Origin of the sequence: Arthrobacter sp. 24S4-2, from assembly GCF_005280255.1 — a bacterium.
Lineage (GTDB): Bacteria > Actinomycetota > Actinomycetes > Actinomycetales > Micrococcaceae > Arthrobacter.
Genome location: NZ_CP040018.1, coordinates 2,236,192 through 2,252,490 on the forward strand (window position 1 = coordinate 2,236,192; position 16,299 = coordinate 2,252,490).

The window sequence follows — 16,299 nt, forward strand, 5'->3', positions numbered from 1 at the left end:
CCAGCCATGACTGCTCCAAGCATTGCTGAAGCTTCCCGCACTCCCGGCGCAGGTGCCGGGAGTGCGGGGAGCCGCTACCTCCGCCACCGATGGGTGGGATTCTCGCTGCGCCGGCTCGGCGGGCTGCTGCTCTCCTTCGCCGTCCTGGTGACGGTGACGTTCCTGATTGTCCCGCTGATCCCCGGGGACCCGGCCGTCATCGCCGCCGGTGAAGGCGCCAACCCCGCCCAGATCGCCGCCGTTCGGGCAGAGCTGGGCCTCGACCTGCCCCTGCTCACGCAGTTCCTGAACTACGCCTCAGGCGTCCTGCGCCTGGACATGGGAGCCTCGTTTATCAGCGGCGAAAGCGTATCTGCCCTGATCTTCACGCGGTTCCCGTTCACCGCGGAGATCGCACTCCTGGCCATTGTGCTGGTGCTGGCCATTGCCGTGCCGCTGGGAATGGCGGTGGCCATCCTGACCCGCGGCGGCCGGAACAGATGGCTGGACGCAGGCTTCAACTTCGTCACCAGCCTGATCTACTCCGTTCCCCAATATGTGGTGGCCACCCTGCTGGTGGTGGTCTTCGCCGTGACCCTTCGCTGGTTCCCTGCAGCCGGTGCGGCAACCCTGAACTCGCTGGTGTTGCCCACCGCGGCCCTGATGCTGGGGCCTGCGTGCGTGATCTCCCGGATCGTGCGGCGCGAAACAGCGGCGGTACTGGAGAAGGACTACATCCGCACGGCGCACGGCTGGCGGCTCAGCGTGCTGCGGACCAACGCACGCTACGTCCTGCCCAACCTGGTGACCACCACGCTGACCCTTTCGGGCCTGATCCTGGCCGCCCAGCTGGGCGGCGCCGTGGTGATCGAAACCGTGTTCGCCTGGCCCGGACTGGGGCAGGGAATCGTCAACGCGATCCTGCAGCGCGACTACCCCGTGATCCGGGGCATCATCCTGGTCCTCGGGCTGCTGGCCACCCTCATCATCATCCTGGTGGACCTGATTCTGGCCATCATCGACCCCCGCAACCTCGGAGGAACCACCTATGACGTCTAGGTTTAGGAGCCGGGAATTCTGGACTCCGGCCATAGTGACCGGCACCGTGCTGATGATCGCCCTGATCCTCATTGCCGTCATTGCCCCGCTGACCCTGAAACAGGCAGCCGAGCAGCTCACCCCCAACGCAGCCCAGGGACCCAGTGCCGCGCACTGGCTGGGCACCGACGACTTCGGCCGCGACCTGCTGGCGCGCGCACTGGTGGCCACCCGGCTGACCCTGCTCATGACGTCCGGGGCGGCAGCGATCACGGTGCTCGCGGGCGTCGTGATTGGCCTGGTCATCTGGCTGTCCGGCCGGCGTGTCCGGGAGGTTGCCCTGCGCGTCCTGGAAACCGCAGTGGCCTACCCCAGCCTGATCTTCGCCCTGGTGATCGCCGCAGTGTTGGAACCTGGAGTTTCGTCGGCGGTCATTGCGATCGGGATCGCCGGGATTCCCGGCTTCGCCCGGATCACGGCCAACCTGGCCTCCTCCGTGTCCGGCAGCGAGTACGTGGTCACGGCCCGGCTCCTGGGCGTCAGCCCGGTCCGCATCGCCATACGGCACATGCTGCCGAACATGGCCGAGCCGCTGCTGATCCTCTCAGCCACCGTGTTCGCCCTTTCCCTGGTGGAGATCTCCGCACTGTCCTTCATTGGGCTCGGTGTGCAGTCCCCAGAGTATGACTTCGGCCGGCTCCTCAACGACAGCCTCGGCGCGCTGTACACGCAGCCGGTGGAGGCCGTTGGCCCGTCAATCATGATCGCGCTGACCGGCCTGTCAGTCATGCTGATCGGCGACGCCCTGGCCGCCCATGCCGACCCCAGGGCCAAGCGACGGTTCTTCCGCCGGGTCCTGCAGCGGAACCGCACCGTGAGCGTCCCGGCAGCGGACACAGCGCTGGTGCGGGTGGAGAACCTGCGCATCAGCATCCCGGGCCGCCATGAACTGGTGAAGGGCGTCTCCTTCGCCATCCACCCCGGCGAGGTGGTGGCGCTGGTGGGGGAGTCCGGCTCCGGAAAGTCACTCACCGCCATGGCCATTGCCGGCCTGCCTTCGGAGGACCTCGCCGTCGAGGCGCATCTGCTTCGCGTGGCCGACATGAACATGCTGGCCGAACCCAACCAGTCGCGGCTGGCCAAGGAAATCAGCATCGTCTACCAGGACCCCGGCACCACATTCAACCCGTCCCTGCGCATGGGGTCCCAGCTGACCGAGGTCCTGCGCACACATCTGGGCATGGGTGGCGCCAAGGCCCGGAAGATGATCACAGAGGCGCTCGCTGCCGTCAACATCACCGAGCCGGCCAAGCGGCTCCGCCAGCACCCGCACGAGCTCTCCGGCGGCATGCGCCAACGGGCCATGATCGCCGCATCCATCGTCACCTCACCCCAGCTGATCGTGGCGGATGAGCCGACGACGGCGCTGGACGTCACCGTGCAGGCGGAAGTCCTGCGCCAGTTCCGGCGCATCCACCGCGAGCAGGGAACAGCGATGCTGTTCATCTCGCATGACCTTGGCGTGGTGGAGGCGCTCTGCGACACCATCCTGGTGATGAAGTCCGGCGAGATCGTGGAACGGCTGACGTCCGAACAGCTGGCCGCACGGAATGTCCACCACCCCTACACCAAGGCGCTGCTGGCCGCGATCCCCGTCCTGGATCTCGGCCGCACGCCGGTCCCCGCAGGAGCTGACACACCATGAATCCACAAACCAACCTTGCCGTCACCGAGGCCGCGGCCGCCACAGGCACATTCGCCGCTGCGGTACGGCAGTTGAACGTCAGCTTTGGCTCCGCCCATGTCCTGAAGCACGTCACCCTGGCCGTTCCGTCAGGCCGGGTGGTTGGCCTGGTGGGCGAGTCGGGATCCGGGAAGTCCACGCTGGGCAAGACCCTGGTGGGGATCAACCGGCCCACCAGTGGCGAAGTGCTCATCGGCAACAAGGACTTCACCACGGTGCACGGCAAAGCCCGGCAGCAGATGCGCAGGGAGGTCCAGTACATTCCGCAGGACCCGTACTCCTCGCTCAGCCCGCGGCGCACCACGGGACAGACACTGGCCGAGGCCCTGGACCCGCGGGGAGCAGACCCCGTCAGGCACCGGGGCGCCATCGCCGCGGCACTGCAGCGCGTCAAGCTGGACCCGTCCGCGGCGGACAAATACCCGCACGAGTTCTCCGGCGGCCAGCGGCAACGGATCGCGATCGCACGCGCGCTGATGCTGGAGCCAAAGCTGGTAATTGCCGACGAGATCACGTCGGCACTGGACGTGTCCGTCCAGGCGGACATCATCCGGCTGCTGCAAGGAATGCGCGGCACCGTGGACAGCGCCATGCTGTTCATCTCGCACAACCTGGCCGTGGTGCAGGAGGTCTGTGACGACGTGGTGGTGATGTTCCAGGGCCGCATCGTGGAGCAGGGCACCATCGACGCCGTGTACCGCGACCCGCAGCACGAGTACACGCGAAAGCTCCTGGCGTCCGTTCCCGGGTCGCCGGAATTCACACTGGACTGACATTCCTCCCCGCCCGGGCCGCTCCATGCCGGAACGGCATGCAATTCCTGCAATATAGGTCATGGACGGCAGGTAGCCCAGCTCACATACTCGAAGGAAGCCAAAACCACTTTTTAGTGGACAACCCGTTCATCCGAAGGGAACACCCCGTGTCCGTCGCCCGAATACTTGAAGACGCCCGCGAACTCCACGGCGACATCGTGCAGTTGCGCCACGACCTCCACCGCCACCCCGAACTGGGCCTGGAACTGCCCCGCACCCAGGAGAAAGTGCTGGCGGCACTGTCCGACCTGCCGCTGGAAATCACGCTGGGCAAGGGCCTCACCTCAGTGGGCGCCGTCCTGCGCGGCACCGCCGGTGACCCGTCCGCCGTCGACCGCCCCACTGTCCTGCTCCGCGCCGACATGGATGCTTTACCGCTGCAGGAGGAAACCGGCGTCGACTTCGCGTCCGAGACGCCGAACCGGATGCACGCCTGCGGCCACGACCTGCACACCTCCATGCTGGTGGGCGCCGCGCGGCTGCTGGCCGAGCGGCGGCACCAGCTGGCTGGCGACGTAGTCCTGATGTTCCAGCCGGCGGAGGAACAGCTGGCCGGGGCCCCAATGATGATCGAAGAAGGCATTCTCGAGTTGTCCGGCCGCCAGGCCGACGCGGCCTACGGGCTGCACGTTTTCAGCGCCGGCGGCAACACCGGCCGGTTCGAAACCAAGGCCGGAGTGATGATGTCCGCCGCGGACGCAGTCTTCGTCAAGGTCATCGGCCGGGGCGGGCACGGCTCGGCGCCGCACCAGGCAAAGGATCCCGTCCCGGTGATGGCCGAAATGATCCTGGGCCTCCAGCACATGGTCACGCGACAGTTCAACGCCCACGACCCCGTGGTGGTTTCCGTGGGCATGGTCAAGGCGGGTGAAGCCATCAACGTCATCCCGGACACCGCCGAATTCGGTGCCAGCTTGCGGATGTACTCGGACGAAGCCCGCACCAAGATGCAGTCGGCCATCCCGCGCCTGCTCAAGGGCATCGCATCAGCCCACGGACTCGACGTGGACATCAACTACCACGTGGGCGGACGCGTCACTGTCACTGACGCGGCCCACACCGCCTTCGCCGCCGAGCAGATCCATGAGCTCTTCGGCGCCGAACGCCACCATAGCCTGCCCGCCCCGCTAGGCGGGTCCGAGGACTTCGCCGACGTTCTGGCCCGGGTACCGGGCAGCTTCATCTGCCTGGACGCCACCCCGCTTGGCGGCGGCCCGGACGCAGCCTTCAACCATTCACCCCGCGCCACGTTCGATGACAGCGTGCTGGTGGACGGAACCGCGCTGTACACCCAGCTCGCCCTAGCGCGGCTCGCCCAGCTCGCCGCCGCCTGACCCGGCCCTCCCGGCTCCCACCCAAGGAAACACCATGACCCACGATTCAGCTACCCGCGCCCACGATCAGGTGGCCGAGGTTTCGGCCCACCCGAACCCCGCCACCGTCGCGCCCACCAAAGCAACGAAAGAGCAGCGGCAGACCCTTCTCGCCACCGGTATGGGCAACGCCCTGGAATGGTACGACTGGGGAATTTACTCAGCCTTCGCCATCTACTTTGCCACCGAGGTGTTCAACCCCAAGGACCCGCTGGCCGCGCTCCTGGGAGCGATGGCCGTGTTCGCCGTCGGATTCGTCGCCCGGCCGGTGGGCGGTTTCGTGTTCGGCTGGCTGGCGGACCACCTGGGCCGCCGCGCCTCTATGATCTCCACGGTGGGCCTGGCATCCATCGGTTCCCTGATGATCGGCCTGGTTCCCACATACAGTGCCGCAGGAGCGTGGGCCGCGGTGGTGCTCCTGACCGCCCGCCTGCTGCAGGGCCTGGCGCACGGCGGCGAGATGCCGTCCGCCCAGACGTACATCGCGGAGTCGGCGCCCGCCGCGCGCCGCGGCCTGTGGTCCTCGCTGATCTACGTTTCCGGGACCTCCGGCATCGTGATCGGCCTGCTTTTCGGCTACCTCCTCAACCTGCTGCTGAGCAAGCAGGACATGCAGGCCTGGGGCTGGCGCGTCCCGTTCATCATAGGCGCCGTGCTGGGCCTCTACACCCTTATCGCACGGTCCCGGATGAAGGAAACCGAAGCGTTCACGGCCGCCAAGGCCACGACCCGCCCGCCCATCTGGCCCGAAATCCGCCGGAACTGGCGATCGGCCCTCCGGGTCATCGGGCTGGGCATCGGCGCCACCGTCTGCTATTACGTGTGGTCCGTCAGCGCAGTCCAGCAGGCCGTCCTGATCCACAAGATGGACCAGGGAACTGCGCTGCTGGCAAGCGTCCTCAGTAACGTGGTCCTCATCATCTCGCTGCCTTTCTGGGGCATGTTCTCAGACCGCTTCGGCCGCCGCGCCAGCATGATGATCGGCACCGGCGCGCCCGTCCTGCTGTTCCCGCTGCTGGTCAACACCGTGGGCCAGAGCTTCTGGTCCCTGTTCCTCCCGGCAACCCTCATCCTGGTGCTGATGGGCGCCACCCTCGCCGTAACCCCGGCTGTGTTCGCCGAAATGTTCCCCACCCGGATCCGCACTGTGGGCGTGGCCGTCCCCTACGCGGTAGCCGTGGCCATCTTCGGCGGTACTGCACCGTACCTTCAGAGCTGGTCCAACGCAGCCTTCGGGCCCTCGGCCTTCACGATCTATGTGGTGGCACTGTTGATCATCTCCACCGTGGTGGCGTGGAAGTTGCCGGAAACCAGAGGCAACGACCTGACGCAGTAGCCTCAGCATCCGGAAACCCTTTGGTGGTTCCGTCGTTGCGGGCCAAGGGCGGCTAGGGAATGATGCTGGTGGCCGAAGAGCGTTACGAGTGGTCATCGGCAACGGCACCCCAAGGGGGTGCGTCCGATCGGGAGGGCTGATCCGGTGGTTGGCGCGAGGGGACGCCGAACATGGTAGACGGCCCGGCACTGCCCTCCTGGTATGCAGACGGGCCCGGTCGGAGCTAGACAAGGCCTCACCGTCTTGCCTGTCATCAGGGTCAGGGCAGGCTTCTGACCGGCAACAAAAGGCAGAAGAATCAGGGTGTGCACAATGTGCACACCCTGGGCTTCGGATCGGGTCGTACTGGTGGCGGACTCGGCCGGATTGCAGAGGTTTTCGGGGGAGTGGCGTAAATTCAAGGGCAGGAACCCGGTTCGAGTCCCACCTCGGGCACAGTGTTTTCCCTCGTCAGGGGAGTTTTTGCGTTAATGTGTGGACATTGTCCCACTGCGGGTCCTGACACTGGCCGCGGACTCTGCCTGGCGCCGCGGTGACCTATTCGGTTATGTGGGAGGCGGGTTCAGGTTCTTGGCTCGTGGGCCCTCCGCCTGCTGAATTCTGGGGTCCTTCGGACCTCCTCTCGAGATCGCTGTGGTGGCCAGTTGGTCTATCACCTATTCATGGGCTGGGGTTGTACTGACGGCATGACTAGGACGAGTTTTCTTCGAGATATCTCTTCTTGTTCGAGTCTGTTGGGCGCCTCGGTGACCGCTGCGGCATGCGTTGGTCCGGCCAAAGGCGTGTGGACAGTGTCCACACCATCTCTCAGTGATTCGCTGGCTCATTGGGGGGCCCCAGTTTGGCTGATTTCCGCTGACATAGCTTCATGCACTTTGGCCTCAGTAACGACATGACTACCACGAAATGCACCGGCGTGCCACGCAATTCGCAGATCTAAGGCTGCTGATCGATGGACCCGTTGTCGACCGGAAGCGGTGCGCTGTTGGCCAAGGTCCGGTCCAATATGCTGCATCGGCTGGTTTAGGGCTGCGTTGCTGGCCTATCCCTCCGCGGAGCACACGCAGGAGTGGAATGCCGATGCGTACCGGTGGGACGCCGCGGTGTTCGACTGGCTCCGAAACGAACCGTCGTCGTCTGCCGCCGTATCCCCATGACTGCGGACTAGGACGCTTCGAGGCCCCAGGGCCGGACGGCCGGGTCCTTGTCCATGTTCCAGCCGGCAACGATTCCAGAGCCGATCATCATGGCGTCCGCGGTTCGGGTTTCTTTCCTTGAGGCTGGCAGGGTGATGCGGTTTGTCGGTTCGATGGTGCTACCGCGGTAGACGAATTCGGCGTTGATCTGGCTGGACTGGGTCGCCGTCAGCGGCAGTGTCAGGCCGTCGCGGGGATCGCCGTCGTACGGTGAAACGGTGTCGTCTCCGACGAGGAGCCCATCACGGATGGTCATTCCGCGCTCTGCCAGTGCACATGTCAGTGCTGCGATGGTAGCGGCGTGTGGTTTGGGGTGCCCGGGTTTCTGGGGCTCGGAGGTGTACACGGCGAAGAGCACGCTCGCGGCGCTCGTGTCATGGGCGAGATAGTCGGCGACGGTGGGGGCGTACCTGACCCCGCCCTCCCGGTTGGGGAGGTCAACCCTGAGCGTTGCCCCCACGCGGTTGGCATCCAGGGTGATGCACACGAGGCTCTCGTGCGGCCAAAAACCGAGCGTGTGCCCAACGAAAGGGACTGCCCCCGGTTTTGTTGACTCCTTGACCTAGCGAGCTGGTGCTCGTGGAAGGATGTTGACCATGCCTAGGCTTATGGTGCGGAGTTCCGCCAGGATGTTATTGATGTGGCCCGTAAGGGCGAGGCGCCGCTGGCGCAGATTGCCAAGGATTTCGGGCTTTCGGTCACGACGTTAAAGCGCTGGATTGCCATCGCCGAACGTAAAGATTCCGGGGCCGGGCCGGCTGCGGCTGAGTCGGCCGAGATGCGGGAGCTGAAGAAGCGTAACCGCTTGTTGGAGCAGGAGAATGAGATTCTGCGCCGGGCTGCTGCCTATTTGGCCAGGGACATCAACCCAAAATGATCTACCCGCTGGTCACGGATCTTGCCGCCGACGGTGTCCCCGTGGCGGTGACCTGCAGGGTGTTGGAATTCAGCAAGCAAGGCTATTACCGGTGGAGAGCCAGCCCGGTGACGGAACGGGAGTGGGCGGATGCGCACCTGGTCAACGCCGCCCTGGACATTCACGTTGACGATCCTGCCTTCGGCTACGGTTCATCGCCGACGAACTCCCTGAGAAGGGTATTACGGCGGGCGAGAACAGGGTCCAGCGTCTGTGCAGGGACCACCGGATCTGGTCGGTGTTTTCCAAGAAGCGAGGTTTGAACCGGAAGCCGGGACCACCGGTCCACGATGACCTGGTGGAGCGGGACTTCACCGCCGCGGCACCGAACGAACTGTGGCTGACGGACATCACCGAGCACCCCACCGGCGAAGGGAAGCTCTACCTCTGCGCGATCAAGGACGTCTATTCCGGCAGGATCGTCGGGTACTCGATGGACTCGCGAATGAAGTCCTCGCTGGCGGTCGCTGCGCTGGAGAACGCCGTGCGGGCACGCCGTCCGGCAGGAACGGTGGTGCACTCGGATCGAGGATCCCAGTTCCGGTCCCGCCGGTTCGTTGAATCGCTCCGGCGCCACGGGCTAACCGGCTCGATGGGCAGGGTGGGTGCGTGCGCGGACAACGCTGCAATGGAGTCGTTCTTCTCGCTGCTGCAGAAGAACGTCCTGGACCGTCACCGGTGGCTCACACGCCAGGAACTCCGGCTGGCGATCACGACCTGGATCGAACGGACCTACCACCGCCGGCGACGGCAAAGACGGCTGGGAAAACTCACGCCCATCGAATATGAAACAATCAACCGGACCGCGCTCACAGCGGCCTAAGACCCCGAGTCAACAAAAGCCGGGGCAGTCCCAAACTGAGGACATCGGCTGGGGTTTTGATGGTGAGTGGTTCCATGTTCCTTCTCCTTCAGCGACTGGCGGGCACCGGATGTGTCTGTCAGATTTGTGCGTCGTTCTGATAAACGGAGTCACCGCTGGGTTTGAGGGGCCGGAGTGCAACTTGGGGAACCGGGAACGATCCGGAATTTCGCGAGGAAATAAGCGACAAAGGAGCGCCGAACAAAATTTTGGGTCGTAAGCGGCGCGTAGCGCCCTGGTTGTGTGGAGGGCCCGCCCAGCGATGATGGACGATCAGGATGACAAACAGCGAAGTTGCTTCTGGTGGTTCATGGAGGTGGGGGAGTGGGGCGGCATGACGCCACTTGGTCTCGACGTCCGCGGCAAGCACCTTGCGATGCTACCGAGGAGTTTGATTCCGGCTCTGGCTGGTCGACGCCTTCCAGAGCGGGTTTGAGGCGCCCGCAGAGTGTGTGGCGGACATGATCAAGGGCGCTGGAAACCAGGAAGTCTGCGTCCTCTGCTTTGTAACGCGGACCTGGGGCCTTTATGCTCCAAGTTAGATGAGGCTGGAAAACTGCGTTCAAGCAGCATGTCAATCGCGGCCCTAGGAGCGCGGGTCAGTAGTCGGCCGGGTTCTTAAAACGCCGTGTGAATTGCCGGGGTGCGGGAGGGGTGGCTGGAAGAATCGGGAGTATGAATTCCGGTTCCCAGGATGGCCTTTTTGATGAAGCTCTCGTGGAGCGGGTGGAGCGTTTTGATGACGGGATCGTTGAGGCCGGTGCTGGTGTGAAGAAGCGGTTCAAATCCTTTGAGCCGGACGCGGTGATGCTGGTCCCGCCGTCGCTGGATGAGTGGTTGCCGGGCAATCATCTGGCCCGGTTCATCGCTGATCTGGTGTCCCGGGAGCTGGATCTGTCCCGGTTCTACGGCTCGTATGGGAAGACGAAGGGCCAGCCGCCGTATGATCCGCGGTTGATGGTCCGGGTCCTGCTTTACGGTTACTGCGTCGGGGTGCGTTCCTCCCGGGAGTTGGAGCGGGCGTGCGTGGACGTGGTCGCGTTCCGTTGGCTGGCCGGGCAGCAGGCACCGGATTTCCGGTCCATCGGCCGGTTCCGCAAACGCCATCTCGCGGCGTTGGGGAACGTGTTCCTGCAGGCGCTGGAACTCTGCCGGGCCGCGGGCATGGTCTCGTTGGGCCGGGTTGCCCTGGACGGGACGAAGGTGCGGGCCAACGCGTCCCGGCGAAAGGCGATGAGCTACGGACGGCTGACCGAAAAACAGAGGATCCTCGCCGCGGAGGTCTCGGACATGCTCGCCGACGCCGAGGCCGTGGACAGGGAGGAGGATGCCCGGTTCGGGGCGGATACGCGCGGCGATGAGCTCCCGCCGGACCTGGCCGACCGGCAATCGCGGCTGGCGAAGATGGCCGCGGCCCGCAAACAGCTCGAAGAGGACGCGGCAGCCAAAGCACGCCAAGAGGCGGAGCAGAAAGCCCGGGACCGCGGCGATGACGACGGGGCGGCTGCGGCCAAGGGTGAGGAAGCCGCGGCCAAAGCGGAGGTCAGACCGAGGGCCCAGCGCAATTTCACGGACCCCGACTCCCGGATCATGAAGACCGCAGACGGCTCGTACCACTATTGCTACAACGCCCAGGCCGTGGTCGACGCGGACCATCAGGTCATCGTCGCCACCGATCTGAACAACACCGCGGTGGACGTGCAGCAACTGGTCCCGATGACCGAACGCACCGCCGAAACCCTGGGCCGGATGGCCGCCCAATGGACCATTGATGCCGGATATTGTTCAGCAGCCAACCTCGAACACGTGAAGGAAATCGAGGCCGCCGGCGGGACCGAGTTCTTCATCGCGACCGGCCGGCTCAAACACGGCGAAAAGGTTCCCGAGACGCCCCGGGGCAGGATCCCGGCCACCGCCACACTCCGGGAACGGATGGCGAGGAAACTCAAAACCAAGAAGGGCCGGGCCGTTTACGCGCGGCGCAAGGCGATCATCGAACCGGTCTTCGGGCAAATCCACACCCGCCAGGGCAAACACGTACTCCTGCGCGGCCTCGAACAGGCCAAACACGAGTGGGAACTGATGGCAGGCTGTCACAACCTGCTGAAATTGTTCACTTTCAAAGCCAAAGCCGGTCTCAACGCCCCGGCCGGAGCCTAACCCACGGGCCAAGGCGGCCACGGCTGCCCGGCCATCAAGATGGCAACGTGTCACCGGTCAGTAGACAGGACCACCCCTGGATGACGGAAACCACTACCGCCCCACGCTCCTAGGAGTGAGCTGCCACAGAGATCTCGGACAGTGGGCCCTCTTAAAATGGGGTCTACCGAAAGTTGAGATCAGCATGACCGCATCACGCAAGCGATTTACCCAGGAGTTCAAGGACGAGTTGTGCCGCGAGGTGATCAACACGTCCAGGCCGATCAAGGACGTGGCCACCGCGTACGGTGTCGGCCCCGAAACGCTCCGCAACTGGCTGGTCAAGTACCGGGCGGCCAACGGCGGCACGGAGGTGGATCTGACGGTGTCGGAACGGGCCCGGCTGAAGGAGCTCGAGCGTGAAGTTCAAGAGCTGCGGGCGGAGACTGCCTTTTTGAAAAAAGCCAGCGCTTACTTCGCGCGGGAGCAGCGGTAGTGAGCAAGTATGAATTCATCGATTCCCAAAAAGCTGAGCCCGCCAACTGAATTCGGTAGTGAGAATGTGCCGCTGGCTGGCCGTCTCGACGTCGGGTTTCTATCACTGGGCCACCCGCCCGCAATCGGCCACCTCGGGGCGCCGCCGGGCCCTGACGGCGCGGGTCCGGCATTACTTCGAGGAGTCCGAGGGCACGTACGGGTACCGGCGCATCCACGCCGATCTCGCCGCGGAACAGACCGAGTGTTCTCCGGAGTTGGTGCGGCAGATCATGCGCTGCCAGGGCCTGGTGGCCTGTCAACCACGTCCGTTCCGCGTCACCACCGAGGCTGATGCTGAGGCGGCCGCGGGCATGCCCGACCTCGTCAAGCGGGACTTCACCGCGGACCGTCCCGGGGCGAAGTTCGTCGGCGACATCACCTACATCCACACCTGGCAGGGATTCGTCTACCTCGCCACCGTCATTGACTGCTACTCGAAGAAAGTCGTCGGCTGGTCCATCGCCGATCACATGCGCACCGGGCTCGTCGCCGATGCGCTCAAGAACGCCGCCGCCACAACCCGGATCGAGCCTGACGCGATCTGGCATTCCGATCGGGGCAGCGTGTACACCTCGACCGAGTTCAGGGCCCTGGTGATCGGCCTGGGCATGCGCTCGTCGATGGGACGCACCGGCGTGTGCTGGGACAACAGCATGGCCGAATCGTTCTTCTCAGCCCTGAAAAACGAGCGTGTGTACCGGACTGTTTACGCGACAAAATCACAAGCCCGGAGCGACGTCATCCGGTACATCGAGGGTTTTACAACAGCCGGCGCCGTCACTCCGCGCTCGGTTACCGGCGGCCTAACGAAGTCCACTATGGTTATCAACAGCCAGCCTTGGCAGCGTAGAAGAATCCACTAATTCCGCTGTCCGAAATCCCCGCAGCAGCTCAGAGCGACATGTGCGCTGTTATCGGCGTTTAAGTGCAGGTACGGTGGAATCGGCGGCACGTAGGTGCAGCTGACACGGGCAGCAGGGAGCGCGACCGCGCTCCCACGGTGTGCACAGGTGCGAATCCATATGCCGGTTCTGCCCCTACGGGCGGATCGAAAGTGTCAGGATGGGGTCGAAGAGCCTCACGAGTCTCCGTCAGAGAAGGAAGAAACGAGCCCTATTCTGACGGCTCCGAGCCAATCACCTGACGTCAGCTTGGTGTGTACTCGATCCAGACCAGTCCACTAGCTAGTGGGGCGCCAGATTGACAGACGCCCAACACGCTCCTCGCAAAGAGTATGCCAGCACCACTTGTGTCGGGAACCCGCCGTGTGGAAGAGCCGGCCCGGTCTCGCTAGGTCAGGAAATACGGCCGGGACTTGCCGTTTTGGCAAGGCTCCACTGAAGTTCAAAGGGCAGCACAGCCGCCATGGACCTTTTCGTGCAGCAGATCATTTCCCGGCTGTCGCACATCACCGGCTGCTGAATAAACACTAAAACCTGCCTGCCGCAGGATACCCTCAAGCAAATGCCGCATATCGGCTTCGTCGTCCACAACGACAGCTACCCCAAGATCGTCCATGATTACCCCGTCGCGCGAAGATGCTCGACCTCCGCCCAGTACAGAGGCCCTCTTCACCGCACACTGCCCACGCTACACAATGCACAAAGCCACGCGACATCAGAGGTGAAGCCGATAGTTAGTGACAGCCTCAACCGCAGACGGGCCAGGAACCTCCCAAAAGGTCCGCCCCCGGGGCGAACCACAGTGGCCGATCACCAGCGGCAGACCGCGTTTCACCGCCACCACCAGGATCCACGCCAGGTGCCACCGCTGCACGCCCACCGAAAGGGTCGTCAAAAGATTTCCTTTGTCCGAGGAGAAACCCGGAGGGGCCGGCCCCAAAAGGCTGCGCCCCAAATGTTGTGAGGGAGTAAGTGTCGTCGGGGGCATATGAATCTACTTTCTTGACATTGCAGGAGGCACGGCGTCCGATGGGTCCGTCAAGAACCGCCTGAATCCACTTGGTGCTTCTGCTGGCTTTCGCTTCAAAATTCCCGGTGGGATGCAGCCTGCAGCGTCCTTGCTGCAGGCAGTCGTCTTCCGTCGCGTTGGGCCGGGCGCTCTCAGCTAGCCCGGCCCAACGCGGTTCGCTCAGTTAACTTGGGTGGGTTCATTTGGGACGGCGGCGGTTCGGCGGTCAAAGACGTGCGCTCCAACTTCTTGTTCGGCCTGATGCCGGATGGAAAGATCCAAGCCGGAGCGGTCCCGCACTAAGGAGACGGCCACGAGGGAAATAAGTGTCATGCCCACGAGGTATAGGGATACGGCTTCCGTTCCTCCGGTGGCCTGTACGAGCGCGGTGGCGATTGTGGGCGCAAAGGCACCGCCGAGGATCGCACCCAGGGCGTAGGAGATGGAGACGCCGGAGAAGCGCACAGAGGCCGGGAACATCTCGGAATACAGGGCTGCCTGCGGGCCGTACGCAAGTCCCAGACCAACGCTGAAGATGGTCATCGCCACGTAGAGCATCGGCAAGGAACCGGTGTTGATAAGCCAGAAGAGCGGAAAGCAGGCCAGCAGCTGGGCGCCGAAGCCTAGGAAATAAGTGTTCTTGCGGCCAATTTTGTCCGAGAGGTAGCCGGCGAGGTAGGTGAAGACGAACCAGACTCCAGCGCCGTAAGTGACCGCGACGAGCACGTCGGTGCGTTCGTGACCGACAGCGGGGCTGGACGCGTAGCTGGGGATGAAGCCGCCGGTTGCCATATATCCTGCAGCGTTGTTGCCTGCGAAGATCAGGGCAGCGATGACCACGAGCAGTCCGTGACGTCGGAACAGTTCCACGATCGGTATCCGGGGTTGATGCTCCTATAGTCGTCAAATCGAGCATGCCGTTTGATTCAGGACTGGTATGACGTGTTTGTCCGCTGAAAATCGCTTCCAATCCAGAGTGCTCGTTGCGCACCGGAGAAACACCATTTCTCCGGAGTCATTGACTCGGACCGCCGTTTCCTCAAGCGGAACGGCAAGGACAGCTGCGGCTGCGGTAAACATCTGAGCGGTAATCGCAGCAGCCAACGGTCCAGGGGCCGGTGTAGGCCACTTTGGAATCTGACAGCCGGATCAGCGTGTGAGTGTCCCGCCCTGGCTGTTCCGATTCCAGGTTGGATGTGAGACGTTCGGCAGTCCAGGAAACGGGTGCAAATGGGGCCTAGGCAGGGCCAAGTCATGCGCTGGTTGGAAGCCCATGGGTCACGGCCCGGGACAGGAGGGCTCCGGCGGTCCACCGCATCGAGGCGATGGCCTCTTCCCGACTAAGGCCTGCAACATCAGTAAGCCAGACCAGGGACTCGATTCCAGTGGCACTTCGGATTGCTAAGACCAGTCGATGAATATCCTGATCCGTCATATTCCCTTGGAGTGGCGCAAGCGCCTCCGTGATCCAGCCAATCGCCCGGCCCTTCCGGAGCGGAAGGTCATGCCCTTCACTGTCAGTCGGCTCAAGCGAAAGCCGCAGCATCGTGCGTTGCTGGGATTCAGTTTCGACAATCATTCTGGTGAACTCCACGATCACCGCATCCAGCCGTTCTGCCACACCCGCAGGCGGAGACGCCGGCAGCAGCGATGTCCGTGCGGTTTCCGGATGGGCGGCTGCCAATAACTCCCGCTGTCCAGCGAAATACCGGTAGGCCGTACTCCGCGCTATCCCTGCGGCATTCGCAGCATCATCCACCGTAGGGGAAAGACCGGCCGCAACCAGGGAGCGCGCGGCCGTAACCAAGGCATCCATTGTGCGGCGCTTCTGACCAGTCCGGCCAACGTCGGCGTAAGGTCTTGACATAACCACCATGATACACAAGTCTTGTTATGGGACATTAGTCCCATATATCTTCCCCCCACTCATCGAGGCGAGCACAATGGAGACGAAAAAGACCGCATCAGCGATAGTCCGGCAGCCAGGGGAAGGGGCCAGGCGCTGGTTCTTCGGCGGAGGAGTGCAGACATGGAAGGCGACGGAGGAAGAAACCGCGGGGGCTTTCCTTCTCTTAGAAGTTGAGATGGTCCTCAACAAAGTCACTCCCATGCACACCCATCCGGACTCCGACGAGACCCTCTACGTCCTGGCCGGGGAGATCCTGATGAATATGGACGGAACCGAACACCAGGTCGCTGCTGGCGGGGTGACCATCGCCCCGCGCGGTGTCCCGCACGCCTTCAAGGTCCTGCAGGAGGGGACCCGTGTACTGTGTCTCCACACCCCCGGCAGTGCCCAAGCGTTCTACGACGGCGCCAGCGAACCTCTCGACCCCGGGAACGAGACGGGCCTGGTGGACTTTGACCGCATCCGGGAATCAGGACGGGTGAACGGCGGCATTAACATAGTCGGGCCTCCCCCGTTTCCGCAAGCCGAGGACTGACGCCGCGGC

Annotated in this window: 11 protein-coding genes and 2 pseudogenes; 9 read left to right on the forward strand and 4 right to left on the reverse strand. The window is 63.9% G+C overall.

The features are described 5' to 3' along the window. Positions 1-6 precede the first annotated feature (6 nt). From FCN77_RS10190 to FCN77_RS10210, 5 genes are all read left to right on the forward strand, one after another. Positions 7-1,038 (forward strand): ABC transporter permease, encoded by a 1,032-nt coding sequence (locus tag FCN77_RS10190; protein WP_137322183.1) that lies wholly within the window; start codon positions 7-9, stop codon positions 1,036-1,038. Continuing rightward, positions 1,028-2,722 carry a dipeptide/oligopeptide/nickel ABC transporter permease/ATP-binding protein gene (locus tag FCN77_RS10195; protein ID WP_137322184.1) on the forward strand — a complete coding sequence of 565 codons (1,695 nt, stop codon included), beginning with the start codon at positions 1,028-1,030 and terminating at the stop codon, positions 2,720-2,722. The genes FCN77_RS10190 and FCN77_RS10195 overlap by 11 nt, the downstream gene beginning before the upstream one ends. Beyond that, a complete protein-coding gene (locus FCN77_RS10200; RefSeq protein ID WP_137322185.1) occupies positions 2,719-3,534 on the forward strand; it encodes an ABC transporter ATP-binding protein in 816 nt (271 codons plus the stop codon). The genes FCN77_RS10195 and FCN77_RS10200 overlap by 4 nt, the downstream gene beginning before the upstream one ends. A gap of 149 nt (positions 3,535-3,683) precedes the next feature. After that, entirely contained in the window at positions 3,684-4,910 is a 1,227-nt protein-coding gene (locus FCN77_RS10205) for a M20 family metallopeptidase (protein ID WP_254678925.1), read from the forward strand. Positions 4,911-4,944: 34 nt separating this feature from the next. Further along, positions 4,945-6,285: an MFS transporter gene (locus FCN77_RS10210; RefSeq protein WP_137322187.1), complete on the forward strand. Its 1,341-nt coding sequence runs from the start codon at positions 4,945-4,947 to the stop codon at positions 6,283-6,285. A 1,164-nt stretch (positions 6,286-7,449) separates the two neighbouring features. On the opposite strand, the gene FCN77_RS10215 is transcribed toward FCN77_RS10210, so the two are convergent. Then, positions 7,450-7,968, reverse strand: a complete 519-nt coding sequence (locus FCN77_RS10215) for a DUF4192 family protein (protein WP_137322188.1) — start codon at positions 7,966-7,968, stop codon at positions 7,450-7,452. A gap of 147 nt (positions 7,969-8,115) precedes the next feature. Between FCN77_RS10215 and FCN77_RS10220 the strand changes: the two are divergent. The 3 genes and pseudogenes from FCN77_RS10220 (at position 8,116) to FCN77_RS10230 (ending at position 12,785) form a co-directional block, all read left to right on the forward strand. Continuing rightward, positions 8,116-9,220: pseudogene (locus FCN77_RS10220) on the forward strand (IS3 family transposase). Positions 9,221-9,934: 714 nt separating this feature from the next. Next, on the forward strand, positions 9,935-11,419 hold the full coding sequence (locus FCN77_RS10225) for an IS1182 family transposase (RefSeq protein WP_137322189.1): 1,485 nt from the start codon (positions 9,935-9,937) through the stop codon (positions 11,417-11,419). 184 nt (positions 11,420-11,603) lie between these two features. Beyond that, positions 11,604-12,785 (forward strand): annotated as a pseudogene (locus FCN77_RS10230) (IS3 family transposase). 494 nt (positions 12,786-13,279) lie between these two features. On the opposite strand, the gene FCN77_RS25905 reads toward FCN77_RS10230, so the two are convergent. The 3 genes from FCN77_RS25905 to FCN77_RS10240 all read right to left on the reverse strand — a co-directional run bounded on the left by FCN77_RS25905 (position 13,280) and on the right by FCN77_RS10240 (position 15,722). Next, positions 13,280-13,453, reverse strand: a complete 174-nt coding sequence (locus FCN77_RS25905) for a hypothetical protein (protein ID WP_175417208.1) — start codon at positions 13,451-13,453, stop codon at positions 13,280-13,282. 573 nt (positions 13,454-14,026) lie between these two features. Next, positions 14,027-14,716, reverse strand: a complete 690-nt coding sequence (locus FCN77_RS10235; RefSeq protein ID WP_368074327.1) for an MFS transporter — start codon at positions 14,714-14,716, stop codon at positions 14,027-14,029. A gap of 382 nt (positions 14,717-15,098) precedes the next feature. Further along, entirely contained in the window at positions 15,099-15,722 is a 624-nt protein-coding gene (locus tag FCN77_RS10240) for a TetR/AcrR family transcriptional regulator (protein ID WP_137322191.1), read from the reverse strand. Positions 15,723-15,789: 67 nt separating this feature from the next. Between FCN77_RS10240 and FCN77_RS10245 the strand changes: the two genes are divergently transcribed. Further along, positions 15,790-16,290, forward strand: a complete 501-nt coding sequence (locus tag FCN77_RS10245; protein WP_137322192.1) for a cupin domain-containing protein — start codon at positions 15,790-15,792, stop codon at positions 16,288-16,290. The last annotated feature ends 9 nt before the right edge of the window (positions 16,291-16,299 follow it).

Excerpts from the sequence above, each read along its gene's own strand:
- FCN77_RS10190 (WP_137322183.1), top strand. The coding sequence starts at position 7 with ATGACTGCTCCAAGCATTGCTGAAGCTTCCCGCACTCCCGGCGCAGGT.
- FCN77_RS10195 (WP_137322184.1), top strand. The coding sequence starts at position 1,028 with ATGACGTCTAGGTTTAGGAGCCGGGAATTCTGGACTCCGGCCATAGTG.
- FCN77_RS10200 (WP_137322185.1), top strand. The coding sequence starts at position 2,719 with ATGAATCCACAAACCAACCTTGCCGTCACCGAGGCCGCGGCCGCCACA.
- FCN77_RS10210 (WP_137322187.1), top strand. The coding sequence starts at position 4,945 with ATGACCCACGATTCAGCTACCCGCGCCCACGATCAGGTGGCCGAGGTT.
- FCN77_RS10225 (WP_137322189.1), top strand. The coding sequence starts at position 9,935 with ATGAATTCCGGTTCCCAGGATGGCCTTTTTGATGAAGCTCTCGTGGAG.
- FCN77_RS25905 (WP_175417208.1), bottom strand. The coding sequence starts at position 13,453 with ATGGACGATCTTGGGGTAGCTGTCGTTGTGGACGACGAAGCCGATATG.
- FCN77_RS10240 (WP_137322191.1), bottom strand. The coding sequence starts at position 15,722 with ATGGTGGTTATGTCAAGACCTTACGCCGACGTTGGCCGGACTGGTCAG.
- FCN77_RS10245 (WP_137322192.1), top strand. The coding sequence starts at position 15,790 with ATGGAGACGAAAAAGACCGCATCAGCGATAGTCCGGCAGCCAGGGGAA.